Here is a 14,016-nt window from a genome sequence, read left to right on the forward strand (position 1 = left end):
AGTTCATCATCAATTAGAACAAGGGTTAAGCGGGCTTAAGATTAATTGAAAAGTTACAAAGCTAGCACAACACGTTAGGTACCTATCAGTCGTTACCCGCCTGAAGAAACAAAAGACTCTCCTCAACATAGCGTCACAACAATTAACAGATTTTACCTCTTACTGAAAATCTTTTAGTTTGACCTTTCTCAAAACCAAACGTGCCTATCCAATCCTTATGCCTCTGGGGTAAATTCGAACGACAGCTCTCGATGCGTTTTCACTGCTATATCAATCAGCGTTCTCGTGTTAGCTTTAACAAAACCGGTCTCAATTCTCGCAATGGTCGAAGTTGATTTCCCCACTACTTGTGCAAATTCCTGCTGCGTCAATCCCATCTCTTGGCGTAGCTCCTTAACTGCTATGGCGATCTTAAAGTTCATCCGCGCTTCAGCAAGTTCCTTATCAAAGTTTGGATCATTTTGACGTAGTTTATCAGCATAATCATCAATTGACTTTAATTTCATTTTTCATCCCTCTGCATTAATTTTTTGCGTCTTTAACTGGCAGTGTATTTAGAAAATCCTCAAAATCAGACTTATCGTAAAAAAGGAAATTAATTCTACTCACCATTGGATAATAGCATGTATGCTATTATTATTCATCTCTTTGCATCTTTTACTTGACTCTTTCCAGAGTATTCCAAAGGTAGCCGCAGCTAAAGACAACACACGTTCAATTTCTATAAATTGATTTATTTAAAAATGACTATCGTAGCTTTCTGCCACCTCTCCTAATGGCAAAAACTACGATAGTCTTCTTTAATTTTATTGGTTTATGAATACCCTATTCCGCAAACAACGCCATCAGCTCCGCTTGTTTCAAATTGGCCTTAGCCGCCCCACGGACGTCGAGCTTGATCTGGCCGTCTTGGACCATGACCAGACGATTGCCATAGGCCAGTGCATCACTCATTTTGTGGGTGATCATCATCGTGGTCAATTGGTTGGTTTCGACAATGGTTTGCGTCAAGGCCATCACCTTGTGGCTGGTCTGGGGATCTAGTGCCGCCGTGTGTTCGTCCAGCAACAGGAGGTCCGGCTGACTCAGCGTTGCCATCAACAAGGATAACGCCTGTCGTTGCCCACCCGACAGGTATTTGACCTGCGTCGTCAGGCGGTCTTCGAGGCCCATGTTCAAGGGCTGTAACAACTTCCGATAGGCATCGTCCTGGCTGGCCCGCCGGTAGCGGTGCAGGCTCATGCTGCCGGTGTGCTGCTGGGCCAACGTGAGGTTTTGGGCCACGCTCAGTTCCCCCGCCGTGCCCAACTTGGGGTCCTGGAAGACGCGTGACAGCCATTTGGCCCGGTAAGCCACCGATTTCTTGGTGACGTTGTGCCCGGCCAACGTCAGCTCCCCGGCATCGACCGGCAACGTTCCCGCAATCGTGTTGAGTAGCGTCGACTTACCCGCCCCGTTATTGCCGATGACGGCCACGAAGTCCCCCGGCGCAATCGTCAGGCTGACGTCCTTCAAGACGTGGCGCTCATTTACTGTCCCGGGAAAGAAGACCTTCTGGAGATGCTTGACGCTTAAGACTGCTGGTTGTTGATTCATGTTCATCGGCTCCAATCTGTTTGAGGTAACGTTTCAGCTGTTGACGGGTCTTGACCTTGGTCCGTAGAATTGGCAGGCAAATGACCACGACCAAGATGATGGCGGACAGGATCTTCAAGTCGTTGACCGGGAAACCCAGGCCCATGGCAACGGTCAGTAGGAAGCGGTAAATGATGGCCCCCACGACCATGCCCGTGAGACGGACCCACATTTGGCGACCGTGCAGGAAGATTTCCCCGACCAGGACGGAAGCCAGGCCAATCACGATGGTACCAATGCCCATCCCAATATCGGCATAGCCATTGCTTTGGGCAATCAGGGCCCCAGACAAGGCGATACAGCCGTTAGAGACCATGTAGCCCAGGATCACCATCCGGTCCGTGTAAATGCCGTTAGCGGCGCTCATTGCCGGGTTATCCCCGGTCGCCATGAGCGACAACCCGAGCCGCGTCTTGAACAACCAGATCAGCAACGCCATCACGACGCCCGTCACGACCCCCCCGACCACGATGGTCTGCAGATCACTGGACCAGGTGGCTGGCAGGTAGTTGGTCAACACCTTTTGTGTCAGGAGGGGCACGTTGGATTTGCCCATCACGTGCATGTTGATGGAGTACAGGCCGGTCATAGTCAAGATGCCGGCGAGCAAGGAAGGCATGTGCAGCTTGGTGTCAAGCATCCCGGTGACCCAACCAGCAAGACAGCCGGCGAGAAAGCCCAGGAGACTGGCAACGACGGCCGATTGGCCACTTAACATGGCACTGACGGTCACGGCGGCTCCCAGCGGGAAACTGCCCTCGGTGGTCAGGTCAGGAATGTCTAAGATCCGAAATGTCAGGAACACCCCGATAACGAGCGGTGCCCACAGTAAGCCTTGACCGATACTGGTGATTAACATAACAGGTGGCCCCTTTCTTAAGGTTTCGTGATTTGACTAGGCTTCAAGCCGATGGCCTTGGTGTTGGCCTGGTTGATGTACAGGTGAAGCTTCTTGGACGTTTGAACTGCCATGGTTTGTGGCTTTTGATGCTTCTCTAAGACGTTGTAAGCCATCTTCCCGGTCTGCTTGCCCAGGTCGTAGTAGTTGATGCCGTAAGTCGCGGTCCCACCGTCTTCGGCCATTTCGATCGACCCGGTGACGACGGGCAGGTTCGCTGCTTTGGCCTTGGCCCCGATGGTCTTCATGGCGCTGGCCATCAGGTTGTCGGTTGGCAAGTACAAGCCAGAAACTTTGCCCGTTAACCCAGCAAGGACACTGGCCACGTCGTTGGTGCTAGTAGCGCTGACAATCTTTAAGTTTAAGTGGTGCTTCTTAGCGTAGGCTTTCGCCAATTTCACTTGGAGCACGGAATTCTCTTCGGATGAATTGTACATGATGCCCAGTGGCTTGTTGCCCTTGGTCAGGCTCTTCAGTAATTTCAATTGGAGACCGACCGGCGTTAAATCACTGGTCCCACTGACGTTGGTCTGTGGCTTGGCGTTAGCTTTGACCAACCCGGCCGCCTTGAGATCCGTGACCGCCGTGACCAGCGTTGGCGTGCTGGTCGTCTTCTTGGCGAGTGCCTGAGCGGCTGGCGTAGCGACGCCGACCAACAAATCATTCTTCTGTTGAACCAATTGCTGGCTCATAGTGTTCAAATTGGCCTGATCCCCTTGCGCATTTAAATAGTGATACGTGACCTTGGTTGACTTGCCATGGGCCCTGAGTTCAGCCTTCAAGCCGGCCTTGAAGCCTTGCCGGGCCTCGTCTAACGAGCCGTGTTGCACGACCTGTAGGATGCCGACATTTAAGCTCCCCGATTTGGCGCTAGATTTGCTGGAACAACCGGCCAAAATCAACCCGAGACTGAGTAACGCGAGACTACTTGCTAATAATTTTTTCATTGTGATTTCCTCCTGTGAGTGGTGCTGCTTAAATTTAAATTAGGTAAATCTCACCAAATTTTTCGCAAGTGGCTTGCGTCCAAGCCGCCCCGGCCAATGCCAGGAAAACAAAAAACACCAGACAGATTCTGAGTAGAATCTACCTGGTGTTATCGGGCCCGATATACTTTTCCAGATAGATTACCCGTATCTATCTGGCGCTAAGTTCATGCTGAAAAACTTTAGCTATTCGATAGATACAAACGCAGTTGTGCGGCGCGTTCGTATCCAACGAGGTGAATACAAACGCTATCTAAAGAAAAAGCTAAAGGCAAATTGGCTATTTAAATGAGTTCGGTTATGAAGTTGCATAATGGCAATCTCCCTTTCATTTATCAATTTACATCTTTCAGTTAACCATGAAAAAATAAGACTGTCAACCCTGAATTTTAATTTAATTCTCATTTTGTCACATTGTGTTTGGTCATTCGCCTTGCCGTTGCGCGAAAGCTAGGCTGGAACGCTGGGGGAGGACGCCCTGAGCCTGAGGATCGGTCTCAGGACTTGCTTTGAGCCGAAGAACACGTCTCAAAGTCACCAATTTATCAGCAAAAACCGCTGGTAAATTCCCCGGCTGAGCCTAGTTTCGCTCCACTCTCGGCTACGACTAGTTTCTCCACTAAAGGTTGCAAGTACAAAAACACCTGGTAATACTCAGCTGACAAAGATTGTGAACATTAACCTAATTCACGCCACCACCTGCGGCTGTCAGAGATCAACCACAAAATTGGCAGGAACCTCGCTGAAAAGGCAAGGTTCATCCGCATTAGTGAACAACCTGTCACGTAGCCGTGAGTGAGCTAAATTTGGACTCAGCCGTGGGCGTTTGCAAGTGACCTACTTGGAAACGGGCGTCTTCGAGACACGGTTTCTGGCTCGAAGCGAGGTTGAAGACCGCTCTTTGGCTTCGACCGGTCCTTCCCACAGCGTCACGGTCCAAATTTGGCGAACGGTCAGGCGGTCAGCACGGACTACTTGGCGTTCAAAGACTAATTTATCCCTGTAAACCCTGACGCCACCATAAATCTAGCGACAGCCAGTGGACCTCTCCTTAACCGAGTGTTCACTAAAACTGGTCCGTCACCCGCTATTGGTCACTAAAGTTAGTTTCGGGTTCTAACAGGCTGCGGTAGTCCTGACACCAGGCCAGACCCATTGCGCCATCCCCGACGTGAACGCCGAAGCTTGGCCCAATTAGCGCCACGTCGAATTTGACCGTTGGAAAGCGCTTCTGAGCGCGGGCTACCGACCGTTGCGTGGCTTCCGGTTGGTCGGCGTTTAGAATCGTTGCCTTCACCGGGGCCGCTCCCGCTAGGTCCGTTGCTAGGGCGTCTGAAAAGTCTGCCATAGCGCCCTTTACCCGCAAGGCGCTGCCGGCAACGCGCATCTTTCCTGACGGGTCAAAAATTAACATGGGTTTTCCCGCCAACAGCGGCGTACTACCGGGGCTGTGGCTGGGATTGACTTCGCCAGTCCGCAACAGCGGCTTGATGGAATCGACCACGAAGCCACTGTGCGCAGTGGCCCGCAGTTGTGTCAGTCGTTCAAAAATTTGGTCCACCGTGGCGCCGCGTTCGACCAAGGCGGCGGCCAACCGGACCTGTTCGCCCATCGTCGTTAAAATGCCGCGTGAATCCCACGGCCACACGTGCACGCTGGTAATATTGGCCGCATAGGCCGCCAGCGTGTTGACGAATCCAGAGATACCCAGCGACGGCCCGATGACAATCACGTCAGTCACACCATCCTGCGCCAGCCGGTCACAAGCCGCTTGCACAGTCTTCATAGAAATCTGCGGTGCGGTCGGCACCATTTTCTTGGATTTTGACAGCCGCAACAACCGGTAATAATCGGCCGTGCTCAGGTCTTGGTATTCGTGATATTGTCGGTTACCAAACATGATGGGCGCCGCCAGCAACGTGATATGGCGCTGCTGAGCCTCCTCAAAGTCGATACCTGCGGACGTGTCTGTTAAAACTGCAATTTTCATGGCGTAGCCCCCTGTTTTTTCATTTTCTAGGCGCCTGTTAGCCTCGAGCACCGCCGCTAATGCCAGTCATCAGCATCACGGCCAAGCGCAATTTGTTACCGTCTAGTATACCAAAATCCACGGCGACTAACGCAAAAATCGTGTCTAAACCATGCGACAATTAACTGCTAGACATTTTTAATGTCACAATCAGGCCCTACTGCCAATTACTTAATGTACAGTGCGTTTTATCCCGGACAAAATTAGTCAATCAAAACAATATTCTAACAAAGGGTTGTGTTGACGAACGGGGCCTACAAATCACCATGAGTCTTACCCCGCGCCAACCCAGCAACTAGCCAGTCCTCACGCCGGCAATTCTACCAAATTTGACCGAAACACCAAATTAAGGTTGACGGTCCGAAAAGGATGCCGTAAACTAAATTTATTCAATCACGGAAAGAAGGAAAAGTTATGCAACTGTCTAGCATTGAACTTAATGGACGTTGGCAAAGCCGGTAATCAAGTCTCATCAGTGTTGATGCGACTTGAGCTCCCAGAGCGATTCTCGCATCTGCGCCGGCTAACTTTTCTGATGCAAAAGGCCCGCACGGATGTTATCATTCCGGTTTTGCGGACCCTTTTTATTTGGGCACCCAGCCGGTCTGGGTGCCCTTTTTGTATCACTGACCGCTAATCCAACCAGTAAAGTGAGGTTATTATCATGAAACGCATGTACGGACTCATTGCGATTCTGCTCTTATTCCTCGGGTTCGCCTTCGTCCAGGAGAGCCGACCCGAATCCGCGCAACAAAAGACCGTGCCGACCGTCGGCATTTTACAATTACTCTCCCACCCCGCGCTCGACGCCATCCACAAGGGCATCATCCACGGGCTGGCCGAAGAGGGCTATCACGTAGGCAAGAACGTGAAGATTGATTTTCAAAACGCCCAAAACGATCAGAGTAATCTGAAGACCATGAGCGCGCGCTTCGTCAACGAACGGGCCAATGCGATGATCGGCATTGCCACGCCGGCCGCCCAAGCCTTGGCCAATGCCAGTTCAAACATCCCCGTGGTGCTCGGTGCTATCACCGATCCGAAGGGCGCCGACCTGGTCAAGAGCAACACGCGTCCCGGCAATAACGTGACCGGGGTGTCCGACCAGGCACCGTTGAAGTCGCAGCTCAAATTGATCCAAAAGATCATGCCCAACATGAAGACGCTGGGAATCATTTACACCTCTTCTGACGACTCGGCCACCGCGCAGTACCACCAGTTCGCCGCCCTCTGCAAGCAAGAACACGTGCGGCTCAAGGCCTACACGATTGCCAGCACCAACGACTTGAACCAGGTCGCGGAACAAATGGTCAGCCAGGTCGACGCCATCTACGTACCAACTGACAATACCGTTGCCAGCGCGATGCAAACGCTGGTCTCGACCGCCAATGCCAAGAAGATTCCCGTCTTCCCAGCCGTCGACACCATGGTCAAGGCGGGTGGCCTGGCCACACTGAGCATCAACCAGTACAAGTTGGGCGTGGAAACGGGTAAGATGACCGCCGCCATTTTAAAGGGCAAGAATCCTGCCACCACCCCCATTCACTTTGAAAAACAGGGTGAAATGACCGTCAACTTATCACAAGCCAAGAAATTGGGTATCACGTTGCCAGCCGACGTGATCAAGGAAGCCAAAACACACGGGGAGGTCTTCAAATGAGTTTAGCAGTATCTGCCATCGGGCAAGGCCTACTCTGGGCCGTCTTAGGCGTTGGGTTGTTCCTGACGTTTAGAATCTTAGATTTCGCCGACATGACGGTTGAAGGCACGTTCCCACTCGGCGCCGCTACCGCCGTCGCCGCCATCAGCCAGGGGATGAATCCCCTACTGGCCACACTACTGGCCTTTGTCGTTGGTGCCTTAGCCGGTTTGATTACCGGCCTGCTCTACACCAAGGGGCACATCCCCATCCTGCTAGCCGGTATCCTGGTCATGACGGCCTGTTACTCGGTCAACCTACGGATCATGGGTCGCGCCAACGTCTCACTGCTGGGAAAGTCAACGCTATTCAAGAACCACTTTCTGGCTGGCCTGCCACAATACTTCGACAGCGTCGCGCTGGGGATCGTGGTCATGGTCGTCATCACCAGTATTGTCATTTATTTCTTACAAACGGAACTCGGTCAAGGCTTCATCGCGACCGGAGATAACCAAACGATGGCCCGCTCGCTGGGCATCAACACTGATAACATGAAGATCATGGGTCTGATGGTCTCTAACGGCCTGATTGCCTTTGGCGGTGCCCTAGTTGCGCAAAACAACGGCTATGCCGACGTCAACATGGGGATCGGCATCATCGTCATCGCCCTGGCCTCCATCATCATTGGCGAGGTGGCCTTTGGCGATTTGACCCTGAACCAACGACTGGTCGCCGTCACGCTGGGCAGTATCCTGTACCGCTTCGTCTTACTGCTGGTCCTCAAGCTAGGATTCAGTGCCAACGACCTCAACTTGATTTCCGCCATCATCTTGGCATTGTGCATGATGTTGCCGGTCTTCAAGCGCGTTCTGAACTTCAAGCACATTTTGAAACGGGGGTTGGATACCAATGACTAAACCACTACTCGAATTAAAAAACGTCGTGTTGAAGGTCAACCGCAACACGACCGAAGAAATTACGATCTTAAATAAGCTTAACTTAACCATCAATGCCGGGGATTTCATCACGGTATTGGGTTCCAACGGGGCCGGCAAGTCCACGCTGTTCAACGCGATTGGCGGCGACCTTAGCATTGATAGCGGCCAAATCCTGTTAAATGGCCACGACATTGCCCACGAATCGGTGGAAAAACGCACGCGCTTCTTGGCCCGCGTCTTCCAAGACCCGAAATTGGGGACGGCACCACGGATGACGGTCGCTGAGAACCTATTGCTGGCTGAACGGCGGGGCCAACGCCGCGGACTGATGCCACGGGGACTCAAACACCACCTGGCCCACTACCAGGAATTGACGGCCACCATGCACAACGGCCTCGACCAACGGCTGACCACAGCGACCGGTAACCTCTCCGGTGGGCAACGGCAGGCCTTGAGTTTCTTGATGGCCACGCTGAAACGCCCCGAGATCTTACTGCTGGACGAACATACAGCGGCCCTCGATCCCCGGACGGGTCAGGACCTGATGCATTTGACCAATGAACGCGTCTCTCAGGACAAGCTGACCTGCTTAATGATCACCCACCACATGGAAGATGCCCTGACGTACGGCAACCGGCTAATCGTTCTACACCACGGTCAGGTGACCTACGATGTGGCCGGTGCCGACAAGCAAGCCCTGACCAGCGAACAGCTCTACAGCTTCTTCGCCGAGATTGAATAGGCGGTGCCCCATGGAATTTGTGATTTCAAACGCTCCTTCAACCACGCGGCGGCCCTAGTCTTACGCCAAGCCACCTTTGTCACGGAACGCAGGATTCCTCGCGACGTCGAATTCGATGACCGCGATACGCCGGACCGGCTGTACGTGGTCGCCTACCAACGGCCAGAACTGCCGGTGGGAACACTGCGGTTAGAACCCCAATCACCCACGGAAATGCGCTTTGGCCGCGTCTGTACCAGCCAAGCCCTTCGTGGACAAGGGATCGGTCGCCAGGTGTTGCGCACTGGCGAAGCGTGGGCCCGCACCCACGGCTTTACGACCGGCCTGATCGACGGCGAACTCACGGCTCAGACTTTTTACGAACGCTGCGGCTATCACGCGGCCGGCGCTCCCTTCGATGAGGACGGTGCGCCGGTCGTGACGCTGCGGAAAACTCTCTAACAACGCAAACACGCCTCAGACCGATGGTTGGTCCGAGACGTGTTTTTGTGTTCTAAACGGCGTATCGCCTTAAATGCGTGTACATCTGTGATGTTCTTTCTTTGCGTACGAGCTTATCCCTGCTGCGATTGCGGCGTATGAACGCGTCGGTAAAAGTCAAAGAACTCGTCCAAGTCAGTGATCTCTAGGCACCCTTCAAAATACGGGTCCATGGCCTGAACTGAGGCAAAGCTGGCCGCTTCAGTATTAAAGACGTGAAGACCATAGTGATGGTCGGCGTCTCGTTCGTGTTGACCTAGCCGCGCAATGGCTTTACTAGTAGCAGTCCCCTTTAGGTCAGCTGTCGCAAAATGGTAGGCGTAGGCCCCACCCGGGTACACTGAATAGGCGATTACATGTCTATACATAATTTAGACACCCTTTCTTTTTTCCCGCCAAAGCTGCCAGCCCACGATCACTGGTGCTGCCCAAATCAAAAACAACCGCGCCACAAAATCGGTTCCCCAGCGAACAATCCAGCTCTCATAACCGTTGTCCGCGTCGCCGATTCGCACGACACCCATTTTACCCGTGTCAGAAAATTTACTCCCGGTCCGCAATGCTTCTTGCGTCGTGTTACTGCGCGGGTGCTGAATCTGCTGCGTCTTATCTACCCGCATCCGCCGCTTCAACCAGCGATAGGCCCGGGGAAAACAGAACGCATAACTCACCACCGCATAGACGGCCCACCAAGTAAAGGTCAGCTGAAAATTCCCGTGACGGACCGGAAAGCTCACGAAGACGACCCAGATTAGTAGGGGGATAACCCCTTTCACGTACGATTTTACCATGATTTTTCTCCTCGTTTTACAGGGTTAACTATACCATGGTACCAGTCCGGGCACAACAAGGGAGAGTGAGTCAAAAGGCGGTTAGCTAGCGAGCATTAAGGCTGATAAGCGAATAATCCCGGGTTTGGATTGTTTGCTTATCAGTTTTAAGCGGAACCAACTGCCTTTTGGCCCAGGTTTCAACACCAGATATCCGGAGACACAAAGGGCCTGAGACTTTTGTCCCTGGCCCTCACTAACATTATCAATTCTGTTCGTAAGTCTTGATCAACCCTTGTGTCCCGTCGTCACCCAGGCCGTAGTCATCGACCATGGCTTCGTACAACAACTTTGCCTGCTTGGTTGCCGGCAAGTCCAGTTGCATGCGGTCAGCCTCTTGCAAGGCGATGCGTAAGTCCTTTAAGAAATGCTTGGCGAAAAAGCCTGGGGTGTAATCCCCCTTCAAGATTCGTGGCACGTAGTTGTCCATGCTCCAGTTATCCGCGCCACCACTACTTAACGTGGCCAAGACTTGGGGCAGGTCCAAACCGGCTGCCTTGGCGTAGACCAACATTTCCGTCAATCCGGTCATGGTCCCGGCGATCATGATCTGATTGGCCATCTTGGTGTGCTGACCCTTACCAGCATTACCAAAGTAGTTGACTCGCTGGCCGATTTGTTGAAAGACCGGCAAGACCCGGTCGTAAGCGGCCTTGTCGCCGCCGACCATCACCGTGAGCGTTGCGTTCTTAGCGCCGACATCCCCGCCGGAAACCGGGGCATCCAAGGCCAACACGTGGTGGTCATGGGCCACACCGGTTAATTTCACGGCCAACGCGGGCGTACTGGTCGTCATATCGACCACGACGCTATCCGGTTGAATTGTCGTGAAAATGCCGTGTTTGCCGGTGTAAACGTCTTCGACATCGCTGGGGTAACCCACCATGGTCATCACCAACTTGGCCTGGGCGGCTACATCAGCGGGGGTGTCTGCCCAAGTGGCACCGGCGTCCAAAACGGTTTTAGCGTGCGCCTTGGTCCGGTTATAAACCACGACCGAATGCCCGGCCTTCAACAGATTCACGACAATACCGGTTCCCATGACGCCGGTTCCGATAAACCCAATTTGCATAAACGATTCCTCCTAGTTCAATACTAGTTTTATGATACCACGGACCACCGCCAGAAAAGACGCGAATGCTCATTACCAGCCGGTAGGTTTGACGACTATCCCTACCCTGCCGGAGGGCCAGACTTAAACAAAAAAGATGACCCCATCAGGTCACCTTTTTAAGACTTAAGATTCAGATTTTGTGGGGTGCTTAACGGTCTTTTCAGCTGTCGCCCGTGCCCGCCGACGCTTGCGAATCACGTGAATGATCAGGGTCACCACGATGGCGCCCAGCACCACGAACCCAAACAAGGTCGCCGGAATTTCAATATCAATGGCGGGAATCGAGACGAACAACTTGATGGCAATGATGCCGATCAGAATGTAGGCCATGGGTTCCAGCTCCGGAATCCGCCGCATGAGCTTCATGATGACCTCAGCGACGCCCCGCATGGCTAGAATCCCAATCAAGCCCCCAATCAAGACGATGACCGGGTTGTTGGAAATGGCCAGCGATGCCAGCACGGAGTCCACGGAGAAGATGATATCCATCATTTCAATCTGCAACACGACCGACCAGAACAGTGGCAGCCAGCGTTTCTTCTTATCCTTGACCAGCTTACGCGTGTGCTTGACCCGCGTCTTCGTGAAGTACTGGAAAACCAAGAAGACCAGATACAAAGCACCGACGACCTTGATTTCCCAGAAGTTGATCAGGTAAGTCCCCAACCCAATGATGATGAACCGAAACAAATAGGCGCCCCAGATTCCGTAGAACAAGGACTTTTCTTGTTCCTTACGAGTGGGCAGTGACTGGGTCTGTGCCGCCAAAACGACCGCGTTATCCACGGAAAGTAAACACTCAATCAAAACTAATGAAAAGATAATCAACCAGTCGTTGCCGGATGAAATCACCGTTTCCCAATTGTGTAAATCAAAGAATGGCCCATAGAGTTGGCCAAGAAAATGTAACAATGCTGGGTTCAGCTCCTCATAACTAAATTTATATTGGAGGTAAGTTTACCACACTCCCTGTAAACTTGCGACCCATTAAGTAAGTGCCACCGAAATCTTTTATTGTCTTAGTTAGTTCACCGAAGTCGGTTACAAAATAAATCATTGAAATTGTTACCGAAAAGTGACAGTCCTGTTACCCGCTCGCAACCAAACCGCGGTAGTATGGATAACACTATAAGGGGAAATGGATGATGATTGTGAAGAAATTTTTGTTAATTTTCGGCACCGCGTTGGGACTGGCAGCACTGGCCCCAACCACTCTGGCACAAGCCAGCAGCTATCTACGCATCACGTCGCAGAAGAGCACCAGCTACAATGCCCGTTTCGTAAGCCAGAGTAGCCGTAATGATGGGATCTATTACTACGCGCCCTACTACACGCAACGGTCGGCCAAGACCCGCGATGCCAGCGGGAAAAACTGGCAACACCGTTTCGTCAAGGTCACCAAGGTCGCCAAGCTGTCAAACGGGTCGACCTACGTGAAGTTTGCGTGGTATGGGAAAACGATTGGCTGGGTCAATCAAAAGGCCCTGCAAAAGTATAGCCGCTCGCAAAATGCGGCAGCCTTACTGAAGAACGCGCATTTCCAAGGCCGCGCCATGCTGTTCAACAGCTACGCGACCGGTGCTAGCCACGTCAGCGTGGGGGATGCCGACATGACCAGTCAGTTGGCCAACAATGCCAACACGCTCTTCCCAATCGCGTCGTTACAAAAGGTCATGACTGGCGCCATCATTGAACAACTCGCCGCCAGTGGCAAATTATCACTGACCGACAAACTAAGTAAGTATTACCCGAGCGTGGCCGGTAGCGGCAACATCACGCTGCGGCAAATGCTGAATCACCGTTCCGGCATCAACATGAGTGAAAGTACGCCGGACACCCTGCTGACCAGCCAAGATTCCGAGTTGAACTACACGTTGAATCAGCTGAAGAGCACTGGCTCCTCGTCCTTTAACTACACGAACGCCAACTACACCCTGTTGGCTGCCATCGCGTCTAAAGTGGCTGGCCAATCCTATGAATCCTTGGTTCAAAGCCGGATCATTCAACCACTGAACCTGCAAAACACCTACGCTTGGGACAACCTGCCTAGCGACAGAGTCGTGGCCAACGGGTACAGCTACAGCAATGGTACCAGCGTGACCGACAACGTTTCACAAAAGCTGATGTCGTCCTTACTGGGGGCCGGGAACTACTATTCCACGCCTGAGGATTACTACAAGATTCAAAAAGGCCTGCGTAACGGGAAGATCTTGACCAGGAAGCAATACTACGCCTTGGCCGACAACTACAGTCTGAGTTACGCCGGTGGTCTGTATCACTACAGCGGCGGTATCAAACGGGTCCGTGGGGCGCTGAGTGGCTCCGGCTACGAAACGCTGTACTACGGCACGGAAGGCAACAAGAAGGGCGTCGTGCTCTTCGCCAACCAGCAACCAACCAAGTCGATTGACTCATTGGGCAAGACCCTCTACGATCTGGCACGGTTCTACAATGAAAACTAAGCATTAACGCAAAATCCCCGCTATCAGCATCCAGTGCATGAACGTTGTTGGCGGGGATTTTCTCTATTCTGATTTTGCTTGTCTGGCAACATAGTGCGACTTTACCCGCCTCCCGCGGCGCGTCAGATGCGTCGGAACGCTGTGGGCGGACGGGTCGAGCCAAAGTGCGGTCTCGACACCTCGCCTTTGAGCCGAAATGCACGTCTCAAAGACGCCAGTTCCCTAACCGGTAAAGCCCACCGCTAAGGGAACTCCCACGGCTG

Annotated in this window: 14 protein-coding genes; 5 read left to right on the plus strand and 9 right to left on the minus strand. The window is 52.6% G+C overall.

Annotated elements, in window-relative coordinates:
• Positions 1-215: 215 nt before the first annotated feature.
• The 5 genes from NGM66_RS13525 to NGM66_RS13545 form a co-directional block, all read right to left on the minus strand.
• The gene (locus tag NGM66_RS13525) at positions 216-506 is read right to left on the minus strand and encodes a helix-turn-helix transcriptional regulator (protein ID WP_208909085.1); all 291 of its coding nucleotides are present in this window, start codon (positions 504-506) and stop codon (positions 216-218) included.
• Positions 507-825: 319 nt separating this feature from the next.
• Positions 826-1,596: an ABC transporter ATP-binding protein gene (locus tag NGM66_RS13530; protein WP_245155319.1), complete on the minus strand. Its 771-nt coding sequence runs from the start codon at positions 1,594-1,596 to the stop codon at positions 826-828.
• Complete coding sequence (locus NGM66_RS13535; protein ID WP_208909083.1) at positions 1,526-2,494, minus strand: ABC transporter permease; 969 nt, start codon at positions 2,492-2,494, stop codon at positions 1,526-1,528. Before NGM66_RS13535 ends, NGM66_RS13530 begins: the two co-directional genes overlap by 71 nt.
• Before the next feature lie 17 nt (positions 2,495-2,511).
• On the minus strand, positions 2,512-3,480 hold the full coding sequence (locus NGM66_RS13540; protein ID WP_208909082.1) for an ABC transporter substrate-binding protein: 969 nt from the start codon (positions 3,478-3,480) through the stop codon (positions 2,512-2,514).
• Positions 3,481-4,606: 1,126 nt separating this feature from the next.
• The gene (locus tag NGM66_RS13545; RefSeq protein ID WP_208909081.1) at positions 4,607-5,509 is read right to left on the minus strand and encodes a DegV family protein; all 903 of its coding nucleotides are present in this window, start codon (positions 5,507-5,509) and stop codon (positions 4,607-4,609) included.
• 703 nt (positions 5,510-6,212) lie between these two features.
• Here NGM66_RS13545 and trpX point away from each other — a divergent pair.
• Genes trpX through NGM66_RS13565 form a run of 4 tightly spaced genes read left to right on the plus strand, consistent with a single transcriptional unit; the run spans position 6,213 to position 9,308 of the window.
• On the plus strand, positions 6,213-7,208 hold the full coding sequence (gene trpX / locus NGM66_RS13550) for a tryptophan ABC transporter substrate-binding protein (protein WP_208909080.1): 996 nt from the start codon (positions 6,213-6,215) through the stop codon (positions 7,206-7,208).
• Positions 7,205-8,104: an ABC transporter permease gene (locus tag NGM66_RS13555; RefSeq protein WP_208909079.1), complete on the plus strand. Its 900-nt coding sequence runs from the start codon at positions 7,205-7,207 to the stop codon at positions 8,102-8,104. Before trpX ends, NGM66_RS13555 begins: the two co-directional genes overlap by 4 nt.
• The gene (locus NGM66_RS13560; RefSeq protein WP_208909078.1) at positions 8,097-8,867 is read left to right on the plus strand and encodes an ABC transporter ATP-binding protein; all 771 of its coding nucleotides are present in this window, start codon (positions 8,097-8,099) and stop codon (positions 8,865-8,867) included. The genes NGM66_RS13555 and NGM66_RS13560 overlap by 8 nt, the downstream gene beginning before the upstream one ends.
• Before the next feature lie 3 nt (positions 8,868-8,870).
• Positions 8,871-9,308 (plus strand): GNAT family N-acetyltransferase, encoded by a 438-nt coding sequence (locus NGM66_RS13565; protein WP_245155318.1) that lies wholly within the window; start codon positions 8,871-8,873, stop codon positions 9,306-9,308.
• A gap of 113 nt (positions 9,309-9,421) precedes the next feature.
• On the opposite strand, the gene NGM66_RS13570 is transcribed toward NGM66_RS13565, so the two are convergent.
• The 4 genes from NGM66_RS13570 to NGM66_RS13585 all read right to left on the minus strand — a co-directional run bounded on the left by NGM66_RS13570 (position 9,422) and on the right by NGM66_RS13585 (position 12,203).
• On the minus strand, positions 9,422-9,715 hold the full coding sequence (locus NGM66_RS13570; RefSeq protein WP_258115809.1) for a hypothetical protein: 294 nt from the start codon (positions 9,713-9,715) through the stop codon (positions 9,422-9,424).
• A gap of 3 nt (positions 9,716-9,718) precedes the next feature.
• On the minus strand, positions 9,719-10,138 hold the full coding sequence (locus NGM66_RS13575; RefSeq protein ID WP_208909076.1) for a hypothetical protein: 420 nt from the start codon (positions 10,136-10,138) through the stop codon (positions 9,719-9,721).
• 244 nt (positions 10,139-10,382) lie between these two features.
• Complete coding sequence (locus tag NGM66_RS13580) at positions 10,383-11,249, minus strand: NAD(P)-dependent oxidoreductase (RefSeq protein ID WP_258115810.1); 867 nt, start codon at positions 11,247-11,249, stop codon at positions 10,383-10,385.
• Between the two features lie 165 nt (positions 11,250-11,414).
• Positions 11,415-12,203, minus strand: coding sequence for a TerC family protein (locus tag NGM66_RS13585; RefSeq protein WP_208909074.1), 789 nt, complete (start codon positions 12,201-12,203; stop codon positions 11,415-11,417).
• A gap of 230 nt (positions 12,204-12,433) precedes the next feature.
• On the opposite strand from NGM66_RS13585, the gene NGM66_RS13590 reads away from it, so the two are divergent.
• Complete coding sequence (locus tag NGM66_RS13590; RefSeq protein WP_258115811.1) at positions 12,434-13,753, plus strand: serine hydrolase domain-containing protein; 1,320 nt, start codon at positions 12,434-12,436, stop codon at positions 13,751-13,753.
• Positions 13,754-14,016 lie beyond the last annotated feature (263 nt).

Origin of the sequence: Levilactobacillus yiduensis, from assembly GCF_024718525.1 — a bacterium.
Taxonomy (GTDB): domain Bacteria; phylum Bacillota; class Bacilli; order Lactobacillales; family Lactobacillaceae; genus Levilactobacillus; species Levilactobacillus yiduensis.

What these genes read in the sequence shown, in the direction of transcription:
- NGM66_RS13525 (WP_208909085.1), bottom strand. Translation starts at nt 506, where the DNA reads ATGAAATTAAAGTCAATTGATGATTATGCTGATAAACTACGTCAAAAT.
- NGM66_RS13530 (WP_245155319.1), bottom strand. Translation starts at nt 1,596, where the DNA reads ATGAATCAACAACCAGCAGTCTTAAGCGTCAAGCATCTCCAGAAGGTC.
- NGM66_RS13535 (WP_208909083.1), bottom strand. Translation starts at nt 2,494, where the DNA reads ATGTTAATCACCAGTATCGGTCAAGGCTTACTGTGGGCACCGCTCGTT.
- NGM66_RS13540 (WP_208909082.1), bottom strand. Translation starts at nt 3,480, where the DNA reads ATGAAAAAATTATTAGCAAGTAGTCTCGCGTTACTCAGTCTCGGGTTG.
- NGM66_RS13545 (WP_208909081.1), bottom strand. Translation starts at nt 5,509, where the DNA reads ATGAAAATTGCAGTTTTAACAGACACGTCCGCAGGTATCGACTTTGAG.
- trpX (WP_208909080.1), top strand. Translation starts at nt 6,213, where the DNA reads ATGAAACGCATGTACGGACTCATTGCGATTCTGCTCTTATTCCTCGGG.
- NGM66_RS13555 (WP_208909079.1), top strand. Translation starts at nt 7,205, where the DNA reads ATGAGTTTAGCAGTATCTGCCATCGGGCAAGGCCTACTCTGGGCCGTC.
- NGM66_RS13560 (WP_208909078.1), top strand. Translation starts at nt 8,097, where the DNA reads ATGACTAAACCACTACTCGAATTAAAAAACGTCGTGTTGAAGGTCAAC.
- NGM66_RS13570 (WP_258115809.1), bottom strand. Translation starts at nt 9,715, where the DNA reads ATGTATAGACATGTAATCGCCTATTCAGTGTACCCGGGTGGGGCCTAC.
- NGM66_RS13575 (WP_208909076.1), bottom strand. Translation starts at nt 10,138, where the DNA reads ATGGTAAAATCGTACGTGAAAGGGGTTATCCCCCTACTAATCTGGGTC.
- NGM66_RS13580 (WP_258115810.1), bottom strand. Translation starts at nt 11,249, where the DNA reads ATGCAAATTGGGTTTATCGGAACCGGCGTCATGGGAACCGGTATTGTC.
- NGM66_RS13590 (WP_258115811.1), top strand. Translation starts at nt 12,434, where the DNA reads ATGATGATTGTGAAGAAATTTTTGTTAATTTTCGGCACCGCGTTGGGA.